The 14,960-nt window shown below is 50.8% G+C and carries 22 protein-coding genes; 14 read left to right on the top strand and 8 right to left on the bottom strand.

Annotated elements, in window-relative coordinates:
• Nucleotides 1-61 precede the first annotated feature (61 nt).
• From Q1L34_RS11875 to Q1L34_RS11845, 7 genes are all read right to left on the bottom strand, one after another.
• Complete coding sequence (locus Q1L34_RS11875; protein ID WP_046852414.1) at nt 62-544, bottom strand: class I SAM-dependent methyltransferase; 483 nt, start codon at nt 542-544, stop codon at nt 62-64.
• Nucleotides 541-1,185: a hypothetical protein gene (locus Q1L34_RS11870; RefSeq protein ID WP_181950489.1), complete on the bottom strand. Its 645-nt coding sequence runs from the start codon at nt 1,183-1,185 to the stop codon at nt 541-543. The genes Q1L34_RS11875 and Q1L34_RS11870 overlap by 4 nt, the downstream gene beginning before the upstream one ends.
• Nucleotides 1,178-1,513, bottom strand: coding sequence for a DUF977 family protein (locus Q1L34_RS11865; protein ID WP_046852413.1), 336 nt, complete (start codon nt 1,511-1,513; stop codon nt 1,178-1,180). Before Q1L34_RS11865 ends, Q1L34_RS11870 begins: the two co-directional genes overlap by 8 nt.
• Nucleotides 1,506-2,219, bottom strand: a complete 714-nt coding sequence (locus Q1L34_RS11860) for a replication protein P (protein ID WP_046852412.1) — start codon at nt 2,217-2,219, stop codon at nt 1,506-1,508. Before Q1L34_RS11860 ends, Q1L34_RS11865 begins: the two co-directional genes overlap by 8 nt.
• Nucleotides 2,216-3,133 (bottom strand): phage replication protein O, encoded by a 918-nt coding sequence (locus Q1L34_RS11855; protein ID WP_046852411.1) that lies wholly within the window; start codon nt 3,131-3,133, stop codon nt 2,216-2,218. The genes Q1L34_RS11860 and Q1L34_RS11855 overlap by 4 nt, the downstream gene beginning before the upstream one ends.
• A 344-nt stretch (nt 3,134-3,477) precedes the next feature.
• Complete coding sequence (locus Q1L34_RS11850) at nt 3,478-4,014, bottom strand: toxin YdaT domain-containing protein (RefSeq protein WP_046852409.1); 537 nt, start codon at nt 4,012-4,014, stop codon at nt 3,478-3,480.
• Between the two features lie 2 nt (nt 4,015-4,016).
• Nucleotides 4,017-4,250 (bottom strand): transcriptional regulator, encoded by a 234-nt coding sequence (locus tag Q1L34_RS11845; RefSeq protein ID WP_046852408.1) that lies wholly within the window; start codon nt 4,248-4,250, stop codon nt 4,017-4,019.
• 104 nt (nt 4,251-4,354) lie between these two features.
• Between Q1L34_RS11845 and Q1L34_RS11840 the strand changes: the two genes are divergently transcribed.
• The 3 genes from Q1L34_RS11840 (at nt 4,355) to Q1L34_RS11830 (ending at nt 6,339) form a co-directional block, all read left to right on the top strand.
• Nucleotides 4,355-4,750 carry a helix-turn-helix domain-containing protein gene (locus Q1L34_RS11840; RefSeq protein ID WP_046852407.1) on the top strand — a complete coding sequence of 132 codons (396 nt, stop codon included), beginning with the start codon at nt 4,355-4,357 and terminating at the stop codon, nt 4,748-4,750.
• A 129-nt stretch (nt 4,751-4,879) separates the two neighbouring features.
• Nucleotides 4,880-5,605, top strand: coding sequence for a serine/threonine-protein kinase (locus Q1L34_RS11835; protein WP_046852406.1), 726 nt, complete (start codon nt 4,880-4,882; stop codon nt 5,603-5,605).
• Nucleotides 5,602-6,339: a PP2C family protein-serine/threonine phosphatase gene (locus Q1L34_RS11830; RefSeq protein ID WP_046852405.1), complete on the top strand. Its 738-nt coding sequence runs from the start codon at nt 5,602-5,604 to the stop codon at nt 6,337-6,339. Before Q1L34_RS11835 ends, Q1L34_RS11830 begins: the two co-directional genes overlap by 4 nt.
• A gap of 34 nt (nt 6,340-6,373) precedes the next feature.
• On the opposite strand, the gene fumD is transcribed toward Q1L34_RS11830, so the two are convergent.
• Nucleotides 6,374-6,583: a fumarate hydratase FumD gene (gene fumD, locus Q1L34_RS11825; RefSeq protein WP_046852404.1), complete on the bottom strand. Its 210-nt coding sequence runs from the start codon at nt 6,581-6,583 to the stop codon at nt 6,374-6,376.
• 487 nt (nt 6,584-7,070) lie between these two features.
• On the opposite strand from fumD, the gene Q1L34_RS11820 reads away from it, so the two are divergent.
• The 11 genes from Q1L34_RS11820 to Q1L34_RS11770 all read left to right on the top strand — a co-directional run bounded on the left by Q1L34_RS11820 (nt 7,071) and on the right by Q1L34_RS11770 (nt 14,787).
• Nucleotides 7,071-7,262, top strand: coding sequence for a DUF1482 family protein (locus Q1L34_RS11820; protein WP_046852403.1), 192 nt, complete (start codon nt 7,071-7,073; stop codon nt 7,260-7,262).
• 8 nt (nt 7,263-7,270) lie between these two features.
• Nucleotides 7,271-7,429 carry a YdaE family protein gene (locus tag Q1L34_RS11815; RefSeq protein ID WP_046852402.1) on the top strand — a complete coding sequence of 53 codons (159 nt, stop codon included), beginning with the start codon at nt 7,271-7,273 and terminating at the stop codon, nt 7,427-7,429.
• 137 nt (nt 7,430-7,566) lie between these two features.
• Nucleotides 7,567-10,506, top strand: coding sequence for a RecE family exodeoxyribonuclease (locus Q1L34_RS11810; protein ID WP_327204522.1), 2,940 nt, complete (start codon nt 7,567-7,569; stop codon nt 10,504-10,506).
• A gap of 12 nt (nt 10,507-10,518) precedes the next feature.
• Entirely contained in the window at nt 10,519-11,607 is a 1,089-nt protein-coding gene (locus Q1L34_RS11805; protein WP_046852400.1) for a RecT family recombinase, read from the top strand.
• Nucleotides 11,608-11,641: 34 nt separating this feature from the next.
• Nucleotides 11,642-11,935, top strand: coding sequence for a hypothetical protein (locus Q1L34_RS11800; RefSeq protein ID WP_046852399.1), 294 nt, complete (start codon nt 11,642-11,644; stop codon nt 11,933-11,935).
• On the top strand, nt 11,932-12,153 hold the full coding sequence (locus Q1L34_RS11795) for a hypothetical protein (protein ID WP_046852398.1): 222 nt from the start codon (nt 11,932-11,934) through the stop codon (nt 12,151-12,153). The genes Q1L34_RS11800 and Q1L34_RS11795 overlap by 4 nt, the downstream gene beginning before the upstream one ends.
• A complete protein-coding gene (locus Q1L34_RS11790; protein WP_155417119.1) occupies nt 12,150-12,581 on the top strand; it encodes a hypothetical protein in 432 nt (143 codons plus the stop codon). The genes Q1L34_RS11795 and Q1L34_RS11790 overlap by 4 nt, the downstream gene beginning before the upstream one ends.
• The gene (locus Q1L34_RS11785) at nt 12,578-12,886 is read left to right on the top strand and encodes a DUF7740 domain-containing protein (RefSeq protein ID WP_032413642.1); all 309 of its coding nucleotides are present in this window, start codon (nt 12,578-12,580) and stop codon (nt 12,884-12,886) included. Before Q1L34_RS11790 ends, Q1L34_RS11785 begins: the two co-directional genes overlap by 4 nt.
• Before the next feature lie 7 nt (nt 12,887-12,893).
• A complete protein-coding gene (locus Q1L34_RS11780) occupies nt 12,894-13,136 on the top strand; it encodes a DUF4060 family protein (protein ID WP_072067801.1) in 243 nt (80 codons plus the stop codon).
• Nucleotides 13,137-13,188: 52 nt separating this feature from the next.
• Nucleotides 13,189-13,470 carry an excisionase family protein gene (locus tag Q1L34_RS11775; RefSeq protein ID WP_046852397.1) on the top strand — a complete coding sequence of 94 codons (282 nt, stop codon included), beginning with the start codon at nt 13,189-13,191 and terminating at the stop codon, nt 13,468-13,470.
• A 36-nt stretch (nt 13,471-13,506) separates the two neighbouring features.
• A complete protein-coding gene (locus Q1L34_RS11770; protein ID WP_046852396.1) occupies nt 13,507-14,787 on the top strand; it encodes an Arm DNA-binding domain-containing protein in 1,281 nt (426 codons plus the stop codon).
• Nucleotides 14,788-14,960: the final 173 nt, after the last annotated feature.

Raw genomic sequence — 14,960 nt, 5'->3', positions numbered from 1 at the left:
CACTAACAGCATTTTTCCATCTCAACAATCCGATAATAAGCGTACTCGAGTAATGCGTCGCTCACTGAGCACCTCCCTTCACGAAAATAACCCAATGGGTTTTGTCAGCTTTCCCGGTTCGTTGCCAGATGGCCGGCTTCGCATCGGTCAGTGCCAGAATCTGGCTAACCGGTATCTGGGTTTCGTTCCATTTGAAGATGAGAACGCCGTGTGGCCGCAGCACACGGAACGCCTCTTTGAACCCGGCTCGCAGGTCATCGCGCCAGGTGTCTTTGTTCAGGCGCCCATATTTCTTACCCATCCAGGCATTTTCGCCAACGCGCTCAAGATGCGGCGGGTCGAAAACCACAACAGGGAATGAGTCATCAGCGAACGGCAGTTGGCGGAAATCGGCGAAAATGTCCGGGCTGATAACCAGGCTGCGCCCGTCGCACAGAGTGTGCTGCTCGGCGCGAATGTCGGCGAACACTGCTCGTGGGTCCTGTTTGTCGAACCAGAACATGCGGGAGCCACAGCACATGTCGAGAATGGTTTGTTCGGTCATTTGGCCCCCTCGCGCAGCTGCTTGGCGAATGCGTTGGCAATTTCAACGTAGTCCTGATGTCTTCCACGTGACTCAAGCTTTGCCGCAAACTCTTCCACCCCATCAGCCTTAATCCCGGCCAGATAAGCGGAGGTGGCGGGGGTTTCCATAGCAGCTTTCAGAACATCGACGTACCAATCGCAGTACCGGTAATCCAGCATTCCATCGGCCTGCTCAATCCACATATCGGGTGCGGTCGCAAATTCAGCGGCTGCCAGCAGCCCCACATTCTCAGCAGCCAGCAGCCGTAAATGGTCCTGCAGGTCTACGCCAGCCGGGCTGCCTGATACTTCGCGGCACTTCTCGATAGTCGCCAGTGCTGCGGTTGGCTCGCTGTCTGGTGAACGACTTGAGCGCTGCATGTCTTTAACGCGATACTGGCGAACTTTAGTCTCGTCAATTCCGCAGCAGATACACAGGCATACAACCTCCATACCACAGTGCAACGTCTCTGTTGCCGGACTCTGCACCGGAACATCGACCCATGAGTTAGAGCGCCGAATGCCGATAACCTTGTGTACGAACATCTCGCTAGGTACACCATGACGCTTCTGCTCAATGATGGCGTAATCGCCAAATTTGAATTCTGTTTCGTTAGCCATGCATAGCCTCCTGCACATCCAAAACACGCTGAAATACAGGGCTGCCAAGCAGGCTGTAATTCATCCCGGTAGCGGCCTTAGGCACCAGGCCAAACCGTTTCATGTCAAAATCGATAACGGCGCGCTGATCGCGGAATAAGCCCAGCCGCCCGTGGCGAACTACTTCGCCGGTAGCTTCCGCATCGAGGAAGTATTTCTGGACAGTGCTACGGCACAAGCCCAGTTTTTTCATTGCGTCGTTGGCTGTCAGGCGCCCCTGATGTTTGGTGATCCGAATAACCGCACGGACGTACTCCCGGCGCTCTGCAACTGACAAAGCTCTAGCCATGGTTGCGCCCTCTTCCCAAACCAAATTTCGCGCGGATTTCCGCAATTTTATTAAGCCCCTGCTCATTGGTTAGCGGTTTCCCACCGAGTAAGGGGATCCGCTTCACTGGTTCCGGAATAACCTCACCTGCGTTCAGGCGGCGTACCATGCGGGAGAGTTCATCCGAAGCTTTCCGACGCAACTCAGCATCACTGAGCGAATTTGCTCGCATGTCGGTATACAACCCAGTGACCATCCAGTAATGCGCGTTGTTTTCCCACGGGTAAGATTCTGCGTCGGGATACTGGCCTCGAGTTCGGCAATAGCGATAAACCATTTCCACCAGTTGGCCGACATCGGGTAGTCCTGCCGCGATGGCTTGCTCAGAACGGCACCATGCGACGAACTGTCCAGGCGACGGCATGAAGGGTTTTTCCTGTTTGCGGGCTACACGCATCCCGGCGTTGATTTGCTCGACCGTGGTGATCCCGTTTTCTTTGAACGCAAGGAGCCACTGCCGACGCATTTCGTTGAAGTCTTCCGGGGATTTACTGGCCAGTGCAGGAAACACCGCGAGCAACTGCCGAAACAGCTCGTTGAATACCTCAGCCGTTTTTGTCGCCTGATGTGCAAAGCTCTGCGCATCCTGCTGTTCTGGCATTCCGGCGGCGATACGTTGGAAGTTCTTCCGATCGAAGTTATGCATGCTTTCAGCGATAGATTTCATTCGAGTACCCCATCGATCCAGTCGGTATTGTCCAGCGCACTGGCGCCGGATTTGGCTTTTGATGGACCTGGTCTACGAAGACGTTTGGTCGCGAGCTGATCCCACTTCTTGCGAAGGCTTGATGGGCTGAGGATATTTTCCTTCCAGAATTCGTCTTCGTTGGCCCATTTGAACAACTCGCAGATTTCGTAGTGACTGCGATTGTCCTGCAGGCGCATCAGGCGGATGGTGTTTGCCCACTCAACCCAGTTAGGTTCTGACAGGGAGGCGTTGACAGTGGTGACCTTGTCGAAAATCCAGCGAGCGGCCTTCAGGTCGTCAGCAGTTCCCCATGACTTTCCAGCGGGGGTGTAAATTCCGCCCGCAGCTTCAGGATGGCGAGAGAGAAATTTTTGAGTTTTCTCGTTTCGGGATTCTTCAGAATTCCGAGACGAAGATCTTTTAATATTGTTTTTGTTATAGTCTTGGGTGTCTACCGTTTCCGGGAAGGTTTTTTCCGATTCCGGGAAGGAAATTCCCGTTTTCGGGAAGAGTTTTCCCGTTTTCGGTTTGTCTAAAATCCAGGCAGATAGCTCAGTATTTATCCCGACAGTTTTCATCACTCCATGCTTATGACTGAAGATTATTTCCCGCGCAGCGAGGAGCTTAATTGCATCAGAAACGTGCGAGTCACTCAGTCCTGTTAACTCAGAAATTACCGTGTTTGTTACACGGTCACTTTTCTTGTTCCAGCCGTAGGTAAGCCAGATCACCGCCTCAAGGCACTGCCACTCTCGGCCGGACATGCGAAGCCGCGGCTTGAGTTTTTGTATCTCATTGGCGATTCTGGTGTAGCCATTGGACAGGTCGGCCATGCGACCTCCCGTTAGTTCGGTATTGATTGGAAAATTGATAACTTCAGCGGTATTTGACATACTTAATCCCGTGAATTGCCCAAATTGATTCACTCGAAGACCGGCTGTGTTCGAGCACAACGGTCTTCACCCTTTCAGAACAACCCTGCCTGATTACTTCCCTTTCGCACCGCGCGCTTAGCTTCGCGCCGTTCAGCTGTGCTGGTTTGTTTCTCTGCCCATAACTTTGCGTATCGCATAACATCGTCAAACATCCCCCCTTTACGACTTGCCTGTGACATACGCTTGTACATATCGACCGCCCGGTATGCCCCCCCTGAGCCACTGCCTGCGTGAATCCCTGCCGAAGCAGCTCTTCGCGGACGTTCTTCTCAATGAATTCGATATGGTTCATGGCTCCCCTCTTACATCGCGCCGAGCATCGAGGTCACAATGGCCATCAGTGGCGCCGTCAACTCCGGATCTACCCGGAACATCTCGACAATTCCCTCACTGAGTTCTTTCAGTTTTTGATGGCGTGGAGCTCCCATAGCAACAGCCACCTTTGCTTCGCTAGTCTCTTTCTCCAGACGAGCCAGACGAGACATAAAATTGTCTTCGGGTAGAAGGCGGTGACGGTATTCCAGAGGAAGAACGGCCAGAATGGCTGGTGTCAGTTGGCGCACATGCTCACGGTATTTCTCCGATTCGGCCGGGTTATCCAGATAGCGAAAGAGCTTCTGCCGCGCCCGGCTGAGGTCTTCAGGAAAATCGATGCCCTCGCCGCCCTTCTGGCGCCATTCTTCGATGATGTATGCGGAGACAACATCCTGCCCGGCAACCGACGCCCAGGCACGAACGGCAGAACGAATGTTGTCATGCTCAGCCACTCTCGGCTGATTTCGCTTTATCAGAGCGCCGGCGTTGAATCCGGTACTTTGTTGAAAAGAAAGAGTGTGCATGCTTAGCCTCCCAACTCTTGCGAAGACAAACCATCATTGGGGTTCGGATAGAGATCCGGGCGAAGTTCGTGCGGGGTGACGCCTGTTGCGTGAAAAATCGGGAAAACCCGCCCTTGCGGCACAACACCGGCATGACGATGTTTCCAATGACTAACTGTCATTGACGAAACATCTAATTTTTCTGCCAGCTTTGTTGCGTCTCCGGCGATATGTATGGCTTTTTCAAGTGCGTTCATAAACCACTCCATTAAGGTTGTCTTATGAATTAAACATTATGTTTATTTTAATGTCAACTTTATGAATGTTGTGGGCGTAAACATTTAGTTTAAAATCGTGATATATGAGAAAAAATACGCACCAAGCAGATAACCCGCAGGTACAGCGGCTTAACGAAATCATCGAGCAAAAGCGCATATCTAAAGCGGATATAGCGAGGATTTGCGGTGTGAGCTCCCAATCGGTTAACAACTGGTTTGTCAGAGGAGCGATCGGGAAGAGTTCTGCAATAAAACTGGCTGACGCACTAGGCGTAAGTCTTGAGTGGGTGTTAGGCCAGGATGTGGATTCCAAAGATGGCTTGAGACCAGACGAGCGGAGACTCCTAGAGCTCTATAACCAGCTGCCTAACGAAGAAGAGCAGCAGAACATGTTACGGATCGTATCTCTGCGGCTGAAGGAGCTCGACGAACTGTACGCGAAGTACATGGGGCGGCGGATTAAGGGTGATGTTGAGTAACTGGACTATTCGGCACTGTAAAGCGCCCTCTTACTTATGATGAAGTCTCAACATTTAATGATATGAAATATAAAATTTTTTTCTATTGAGTCAGTGTTTTCTTTCGTGTGTTAGTTGAAGGAACTATGTATGGAAGAGCGTGGGAATTATTTAATCGAGCCAATTCAAGAGATAGGTTCAGGCGGATTTGGCCTGGTAGAAAAAATAAGGCTGTACAACTCACAAAAGCATGAATGTGGATTGTATGCGCGAAAAATTCTACGCCCGGACGCCTCGGACCCCGAGCTCTTCGCAAGATTCGAGCGAGAAGTAAGATATCAGACTGAATGCCTACACACCAATATTGTGCAAATATTTATATGTCATCTTCATAATGATCGTCCCTGGTTCGTTATGGAGCTTGCTGAGTCTAACCTTGAAGAGGAACTTAAAAATAGAACCATTTCTAATGATGAAAAAATATCAATAGTCAAAATGGTATTGAATGCAGTTGGGTTGATTCATAAGAAGGGTTATCTTCACCGTGACATTAAACCATTAAATGTTCTAAAGTTTCGTGATGGAACGTACAAACTTTCAGACTTTGGCTTGGCAAAAAATGTAGCACCAGACGCCAACACCCAACTCTTAACCCAAATCGGTCAGTATCCCGCAACCCCAAAATATTTTGATTACAATGTATTCCTAAATGGTTATTCTAACCAGTCAGATATTTATTCTATAGGCGTACTGATAGAAGACTTAAGCATAGATGGATTTGATGATATAGTAACCAAATGTACACATCGACAGCTTAATAAAAGATTTCTAACTGTAGAGCAGATCATTGAAGAATTGGAGATGAAGCGCTCATGATTAGCATCCTATCATCATCAATTTTTTCCTTGCCAAAAAACAAAGACAGGGAAAATCAAGATAGCGTCCTTCACCCTACCCAAACATCAGGGGGTTATCTGATGGCGATAGCTGATGGGGTTGGTGGATACAAAGGCGGTAAAGAAGCATCGGAGACTGTAATAAAGCATCTCCACTCATTAGATATAATCAATAACGATGATGTTTTTTCGGTTTTTAATCCTCTAAAAAATGCAGTTGCTTCGTTATCTAAAGTAGATGAGACTCTATCATCTGCGGCAACTACCTTGACATTATGTTTCCTCCATGAGAATGGTTTAACTATTGGTCACATTGGAGATTGCCGTGTCTATTTAAAAGATGGAACAAAACTACGTCAAGTAACAACCGATCACACTCAGCATCAAATGTTAATTGATAGCGGTATATATACAGCTAAAGAGCTTAAAAACGCCAAAGGAAAAAACGTCATAACAACTGCGATATCGGCAAAAATTCCGCTTAACCAGCAAATTCTAAACATTCATAAAAATGAACTTCCCTTAGAAGATGGGATATTGTCGATGTTTATTATGTCCGATGGCGCTCATAATTTTTGGGAACAGCGCCCCCGCTTTTCTATTAACACGCTATCTGCATCGTCAAGGTTTGCTGCAAGTCTTATCAAAAGAATAGAGACTAAAGGCCCCGCAGATGACTACTCGTTAATCGCTGTGAACATAAAATTTTCATAACCTGACCCGGCCACCGAGCCGGGTTTTTATTGCCCTACTCTTCCAGCATCTTCACAGCCAGTTCCATTACCTGAATCTGATCCAAGTCCCACTTATCAATCCCCTTTGCAATCTCCGTTCTTATCACGTCAGCTATGGCTACCCGTCTGGTTTCGTGACCTTCGGCGATCATGGCAAACACGACATCCCCAACGATACGGCACATCTCCTGATAGCGCAGTTGTGCGGCTTCTTCGTAGTCCATACTAGCCCCCCCATTTGATGTTTTTTTGAGCACACCACATGTATGAAAAACACACTGCCGACGTCCGCACACACCGCATGAGTAAACTTTTTGTTTATCTAAAACAACTCATTTAGTTGACACAATAATAAACATTGTGTTTAATTAATCCATCGCAACAAACCACCCAGGCAGGACGCCCACGAAGTAGCGGCCCGGCGCAAACGAAGACCGGGATGAGGTGGATTTATCAACGCGCAGTAGGTTCAAACGTTCCGCTGGCCACGTAATGGCTGAGGTTGAAATGAGTAAGAAAGGCATCAGAGCCATGATCATTTCGGCATTTATCGGGCTCTTAATCTGGACGGTGCTAGCCATCGAACTATGGGGTTATTTCAATGATTGATTTCGCACGTAAGCCCGCTTGTCAGCAGGCCGTCAGACTGGGCCCAGTGACCGCGTTCATCCGCCGGATGTGCTATCTGCTCGCACAGAAAGGCGACCCATCATGAGTTCGCTGTTTGCCCTGGTGCTTTCCATCAGCATGACAGTAGGAGGCACGCAGGAAGTTTTACTTGGTGTGTATGAGAGCGAGAAGGCCTGTCAGAGCGCAGCAGATGAGCAGGACGTAAAAGGTGAGTGTTATCCACTTAAAGGACTACTGGAAGAGCACCCTGCCGGATTCACGGCACAGATGTAGGAGGACTAATGCAGAAGAAATGTGCGTACTGCCGCAAACCGATTGAGGAAGGCCAGGAAGTAAAAATGACCATCCTGATTATTCAAGGCACGCAGTTGGCACCACGAGAAAGAACGTATTGCTCGAAACGTTGTGGCGAATACGACGCCATGGCCAACGAGGCATAACGTAAAACCCGCCGAAGCGGGCTGTACGTCCGGTGACACCGACCAAAGTTCCACCGGAAATTACCCAAAACCAAAGAACACCCAATGGGCGCTATCAATGGCCCGTGGATTCTAACATCCAAAATCGAGGCTACGACATGCAATTTTTTAATCTGATAAAGGCCACTCAAAAATCAGGCAAGCCTGACGGCGTTATCTGGCGCACCGCAAAATCTGAATCCCGCGCTAACCTGCAGCTCGACGTCGATCTGGAAGATGCTGGTATCGAAACTGGCCGCGGTCATGACTATATGAAGCCAATCCGCACCGATTTCCCTGTGTTTAACGACCTGCCAGCTGAGGGCGTGCTTGATTTCGAATGGTGCACGCGTTACGAACTCGCCGACGACGGTCGCACCTGGCAACTGAAGGCAGGAGCCGTTCCGGCCGACGGATTTCACCAGGAAGAAACGACGTCTGACGATGAAGCTGTCATCGTCGATGGTGTCGATACCACGACCGGTGAAGTTGTTGGCATTCAGCCCGGCGATGGCAATGCCGATATCACTGAAGACGACGACAACAACACCCACTATCCGGTGGCGCAGCTCCGCCGCCCGCAGCGCGTTATCTCGCAATTCATCAGTGATGCCATGACTCACCATGTCACCCGGATACAGCGGATCCAGATTGGCGCGCTGGAAATGGATACAGATAACCACTACATCCAGAACCTGTTACTGGCGACACGAAGCATCCCTGAGATCGATGAACTTACGACAGCCAACCTCTGGAAATTAACTGACGCCGTCAAAAAGGTATTTCCTGAAGACAAGCGGACTGAGCTTGGTTTGCTGCTTAATTTCCTGAAAGCCTGGATGGACACCCCGCATATTGATCGCGGCCTGCTGGTAAAAGAATGGGTTTCTGGCAACCGCATTACCGCGGTGCAGCGTACAGATGTCGGTACCAACGCCGGCGGCGGCATTGCTACGGATCGCAACCCGGATTATGAGCATACCCTGGATACTCTGGATCAGGAGATTGCACTGGCCACGCTGCCAATGGATTTCGACATCTACGATTTCCCGGTTTCAGTTCATCGTCGCGCAAAAGACATTATCAAAGCCAAAGAAAGCCCGTGGAAGGAGTGGTCGGCAGCGCTGCGCTGCACCTCAGGTATTCTGGATTATTCCCGCGCATCTATTTTTGCGCTGATCCGCGGCGCGCATGCTGACGTCCATCATTTCCCGACCAGCCTCCGGACGTACATCAACGCGAATCTGACGGAATCTCAACACGACAAACCGAAAGCTGAAACCGTAAATGCTGCGTATCACTCACCAGAAAGTATCGCCGCTGATAATGTTGGTCGCCAGCTCGCTGCTGATCGTGGTGAATTTGTCGAGGGCATTAGCGACCCAGCGGATCCTAAGTGGGTCACTGAAGACCTGGCGAAAAAAGAGCAACCGCAAGTCGCCAACCCTGGCGCCGGCGTGTTCTCTATTGAAGGCCTTATGGCCTCTCCTGCCACAACGAGCACTAATGAAGAGGCCACCAGCAATGTGCAGATGGAAACGACTGTCCAGGTCGAAAGCAAAAATGATAACGCGATATCAGCAGGCAAAAGCTCTGATGCAACTGCTCCGCAAACAGATGCCGTAGACGCACGAAAAATCATGGCTGAGCGCTGCCCTGAACTGGCCGCAGCCGTTTTGAAAGACCGGGAACTCGCGAGCACTGCCGGAGAATCTGTCGAAGAAGTTAACGCAGAAACCGAACAGGTATCCGCAGCGCCAGCATGGCCGGAATATTTCGAGCCTGGACGTTATGAAGGCGTGCCAAATGAGGTTTATCACGCGGCGAACGGCACCAGCTCCACGATGGTTAAAGATGCCCGTGTATCGCTGATGTACTTCGAAGCACGCCACGTTTCCAGAACTATTCAGAAGGTGCGATCCCCGGTACTGGATATGGGCAACCTGGTGCACGCGCTGGCTCTGCAGCCGGACGACCTGGACAAAGAATTTAGCGTTGAGCCGGAAATCCCGGAAGGTGCGTTTACCACCACTGCGACCATCAGATCCTTTATCGATGAGTACAACGCCACCCTGCCGCCACTGTTGAGCAGTGACGATATCAAAGCATTGCTGGAGGCGCACAACGCCACCCTGCCTGCGTCTGTATCGCTGGGCGGCGACAAAGATGCAATTGGCATTGCGTACCTGGAATTACCCGACGAGTTCAAGCGAATTGTCGGGGACGATAAGAACTTTACCGCAGCGGCAATGAAGGCCTGCATCAAAGAATACAACGCCACCCTGCCTGCGCCAGTTAAAACCAGCGGCAGCCGCGATGCTCTGTTGGAACAACTGGCAATTATTAACCCTGACCTCGTCGCGCAGGAAGCCCAGAAACCACAACCACTGAAAGTCTCGGGTACCAAAGCAGATCTGATGCAGTCCGTTAAGTCGGTAAATCCGGACGCAGTATTCGCCGACGAACTCCTGGATGCCTGGCGCGATAACCCCGAAGCAAAAGTGCTGGTTACCCGTCAGCAATTGGCTACGGCGTTAGCCATTCAGAAAGCCCTCCTTAATCACCCGACCGCCGGCAAGTTGCTGACGCACCCGAGCCGAGCCGTCGAGGTGAGCTATTTCGGTATTGATGAGGAAACCGGGCTGGAAATTCGTGTGCGCCCTGACCTTGAGATCGACATGGGCGGCCCGCGTATCGGTGCCGACCTGAAAACCATAAGCATGTGGAACATCAAGCAGGAAGGCCTGCGCGCGAAATTGCACAGGGAAATCATTGAGCGTGATTACCACCTGAGCGCGGCTATGTACTGCGAAACCGCAGCGCTTGACCAGTTCTTCTGGATTTTCGTCAACAAAGACGAGAACTACCACTGGATCGCCATCATCGAGGCATCGGCCGAATTGCTGGAGCTGGGGATGCTCGAATACCGCAAAGCGATGCGCGCCATCGCGAACGGTTTCGACACTGGAGAATGGCCGGCGCCGATCACGGAAGACTACGCCGAAGAACTCAACGATTTTGATGTGCGCCGTCTCGAAGCGCTGCGCGTACAGGCATAAGGGGGAAAAACTATGTCCAATTTAGTGGCCACAACTGACAACCAGACTCAGAGAATCGACAACGTTTCTATCCTGACGAACGCCGACTTATTCAACCGTCTGCTCAAAATTTCCGAGGTAATGGCTAACAGTGGAAACTTCGTTCCCGAACATTACCGCGGGAAACCTGACGCGTGTATGGCCGTAGTTATGCAGGCGGCACGCTGGAACATGGATCCGTTCGCAGTTGCGCAGAAAACATTCATCGTGGGTAATTCCGGTGTGCTTGGTTATGAAGCTCAGTTGGTTAATGCGGTGATCAATACCATGGCCCCCACAAAAGACCGTATTCACTTTGAATGGTTTGGCTCGTGGGAAAACATCGTTGGCCGCTTCGTTAAAAAAACGAGCAGCAAGGGCAATGATTATATTGTTCCTGGTTGGGATTTGGGAGATGAAGCTGGTGTGGGCGTACGCGCCTGGGCAACACTCAAAGGAGAATCAGAACCTCGCGAACTGGTGCTGATGCTTTCGCAGGCGCAAGTCCGCAATTCAACACTGTGGGCAAGTGACCCTCGCCAACAACTGGCCTATCTTGCCGTCAAGCGCTGGGCGCGGCTGTACTGCCCAGATGTGATCCTCGGCGTCTATACCGCTGACGAGATTGACGAGCGCGAAGAAAAGGTTATTAACCCGGCTCAGACAGAAAAAATCACACTGAATGAGATAACAAGTTCCGTAGACACCCCCACCAGCGTGCCAGAGCCTGCATCAAACGTTGACTCTGTTGCAGACGAACTACGCGACCGGATTGATACAGCAGACTCCGTTGATCAGGCTAAAGCCATCCGCGCTGATATCGAGTCACAGAAAGCTTTGCTGGGCACTGCTCTCTTTACTGAATTGAAAAATAAGGCAGTGAAGCGCTACTACCTGGTTGATGCTCGCAACAAGATTGAAGCCGCGATCAATTCACTTCCAAACCCTGGTGACCCGGAAGCTTCTGAGCTGTTCGCCAAAGCTGAAGGCACCCTCAATGCAGCCAAGCGTCATCTGGGCGATGAACTGTACGACCAGTTCCGCATCACCCTGGACGACATGAAACCGGAATACGTGAGCTAAGGGAGGCGGGAGGGTCCGCCCTCCCGGTAAAGAGATGAGCAAACAACGTAAATGGCGCTTTGTCGCAGAAGGTGCCGAGAAAATTCAAGGCGGTACTTACAGTGGGTCACGAACTGGTGAATTCCGGATCTGGTATGTCACTGGCGGCGATGGGGTGAAGTTTCGCCGCTGCCCGTATACGGATGGTGGCTGGAAGGTTCAGAAGAACCGCACAACGTATGACGATAAGCCTGTGGAGTATGCCGTCAAAAATCCTGAAGACATTTCAGCCTTGGATGCCTTTGTCGGAGAAAAACCATATGCAGGATATGGGAGAGTATCAGCATGAAAGTTAAATGCATCAAAGATACCGAGGGTTGGTGGACCGAAGGCGAATATTACGAAGCGGTAGCTGCTCCCGGCGGTTTTGTTCTGGTTGGGGATGACGATGAGCCAGACGGTCAAGGTTGGAGCGCTGCACCGATGGAATATCGTGACGATGGTTCGATCGTTTATGCACTGGGCGGTATCGAAGGTGAAGTTCTGTTTGAGGAGAGTGCAGCATGAGCCTTAAACACCAGCAACAACCAACACACAATAGCTGCATGTCTGCTTGCGTAGCAATGATATCAAGCCAGCCGGTATCTGAAGTCGTCGCTCAATGGCATGAGAAGTTTCACAGCAAAGAAGCGTGGCTTGATGATGCTATGGACCATTACCGCATTCCTTATTTCTATGGGCATCCGAAGAAGGCCGAATTGCTACCGGGCTTTATTTATTTCCTCACAGTTCCGTCACTGAATATCGTCGGCGGCCAGCATCAGATTCTTGCTGCGGTAAAAGAAGGTCCCGTGGTCGAAATTTTCGACCCGGCTAAAGGTCGCGATGGTGCCAGAAATTACGTCTACGGGGAATGCCAGAATCCCGAAGAACGTGAACTCATCTCATGGTCGGTAGACCTGGCAATACCTGTTGTTGAGTGGGGTGGTCAATGAGCCTAAAGCACCGTTTACCGGAACTCGAAGCCAGCATTGATCCTGCCGCTTTGCGCGCAGCAGCTGATGAGTATTCCGATCTGCTGCTGACTCTCTGCCTGTGCATGAAGATGGCCGGTCCCACCCGGGCGAATGTACGCGCCTGCGCCACTGAACTGAAAAAGCGTCTGACCACCTGGCATAGCCAGAAAGAACTCAACGCCATTCTGTCCAGTTGGGATCCGGTTGGTTACGTGCTTGGACTCCGCCGGGAAGCGAACGATAACGCTCGCGCTGCCGGCGACCCCGTTGACGTCTTTGTGTGAGGTGGCCATGCGACTAATAAACCGAAGCAAACAATCTCCGCTCGGGCGCCAGGCATGCGATGCAGCACTGGCCAAGCATGTTGAACTCTACGGCGCCTACGGGCGCCAGAAGACGAAACGGACTTATACGGTCATCGTTGAGGGTTCAAAAATCACCGTGGAAGTCGTTAATCGGAAATGTAGCTACGTGGCCACCGCAATGAACTGTGCCCGTAGACTTCGAAACCTGCCTCGCCAGGCACTCATTTGAACAGTTAATTATGCTGCGCGCTCAGCGCGCAGCATGAGTAAGGAGTGGGGTTATGAATCAGACATCGCAAACCACCTATATCATCGCAGATCCTGGCGAATGGGTTTCCGAAGAACAGATAATGGCACTTAAAGGACTGAAGGAAGGCACGTTAAAGAACGCCAGGAAGAAGAGTTTTCTGGAGGGGCGCGAATACAAACATGTTGCCGCTGACGGTGAGCCTTTTGATAACAGCCCCTGCTTCTACAACATAAAGGCTATTGACCGTTGGATCGCCGGCCAGCGTCCGGCAAAGCCAAGTCGTAAGACTCCTGCTAAAGCAGACGAAAACTGATTAAATACTCTGACCATCAACCAACGAGGAATCGTTATGAAATACCCAACTGGAGTAGAGAACCATGGCGGCACGCTACGGATCTGGTTTATCTACAAGGGTGTCAGAGTGCGTGAAAGCCTGGGGGTGCCTGACACCCCCAAAAACAGAAAAACCGCCGGCGAACTGAGAACTTCGATCTGCTACGCGATTAAAACCGGCAATTTTAATTACGCTTCCCAGTTCCCGGACTCATCAAATCTCGCCAAATTCGGCGAGGCCACCCAAAACCTCACTTTGAAGGAACTGGCTGAGCGCTTCCTTGCGCTGAAAGAAACAGAGGTTGCCGATACGTCCATCAATACCTATCGGGCAATCATCAAAAACGTCCTGGCTGTCGCCGGAAGCAATATCCTGGCATCAGCGGTCAACAAAGAGAAGCTGCTGGAGATCCGCAAAGAACTCCTTACCGGACATCATCTGCCAAGGCCACAGTATGAGGTCAAGGATCCGGGCCGTTCCGCGGTAACGGTCAACAACTACATGACGAACCTGTACGCTATTTTCCAGTTTGGGCTGGAAAACGGCTATCTAGAAGAAAACCCCTTTAAAGGTGTATCGCCGCTTCGTGAGGAACGAGTAAAGCCGGACCCGTTATCGAGAGATGAGTTTATTCGACTGATCGATGCGTGCCGCCACCTACAGACGAAAAATATGATGTCCGTAGCTGTTTATACCGGCATCCGGCCCGGGGAGCTGTGCGCCCTTTCCTGGGAAGATATCGACCTGAAAGCAGGTACGCTAATGGTGAGGAGGAATTTTGCCAGAGGCGAATTTACCGTACCGAAAACCCAGGCGGGTACAAACCGGGTCATTCACCTAATCGAACCGGCGATCCAGGCATTAAGAAGTCAGGCGGAGTTAACAAGGCTGGGGAAGGAGCATTCGGTTAAGGTGAAACTGCGTGAGTATGGCCGTACTGACACGCAAAAATGCACCTTTGTTTTTCTGCCAAGCGTCACCGCCAGGACATTACGCCATGGTGATCACTTCACGGTCGACTCGATAAGACAGACCTGGGATACCGCAGTTAAAAGAGCTGGCATCCGACACCGGAAATCATATCAGACGCGACACACATATGCATGCTGGTCACTGACGGCGGGGGCTAACCCTTCTTTTATCGCATCGCAAATGGGTCACGCTGATGCTCAGATGCTTTTTCAGGTTTACGGAAAATGGATGAGTGAAAATAACGACGTCCAGATCGCAATACTTAACTCGAAATTGGGCGCATTTGCCCCACTGATGCCCCATGAAATTTTAAAGACTGGATAAAGTCATTTAAATTCATGAAGATGTAATCTATAAACCTGCAAATCCATAAACTCCAGAGCGGTCCCTAACCACCCAGACACAGCCGCACGGATGAGATCGGCCGTTGTTCTCTCATTATTTACTGTAGTCATCATTATTTTCTCTAATTGTTAGAAGTCGAGCCTGCATTTATT

The organism is Klebsiella ornithinolytica (assembly GCF_030505655.1).
GTDB classification, from domain to species: domain Bacteria; phylum Pseudomonadota; class Gammaproteobacteria; order Enterobacterales; family Enterobacteriaceae; genus Klebsiella; species Klebsiella ornithinolytica.
The sequence above is the reverse complement of the archived record's forward strand: the minus strand, read 5'-3'. Positions and strand labels throughout refer to the sequence as shown.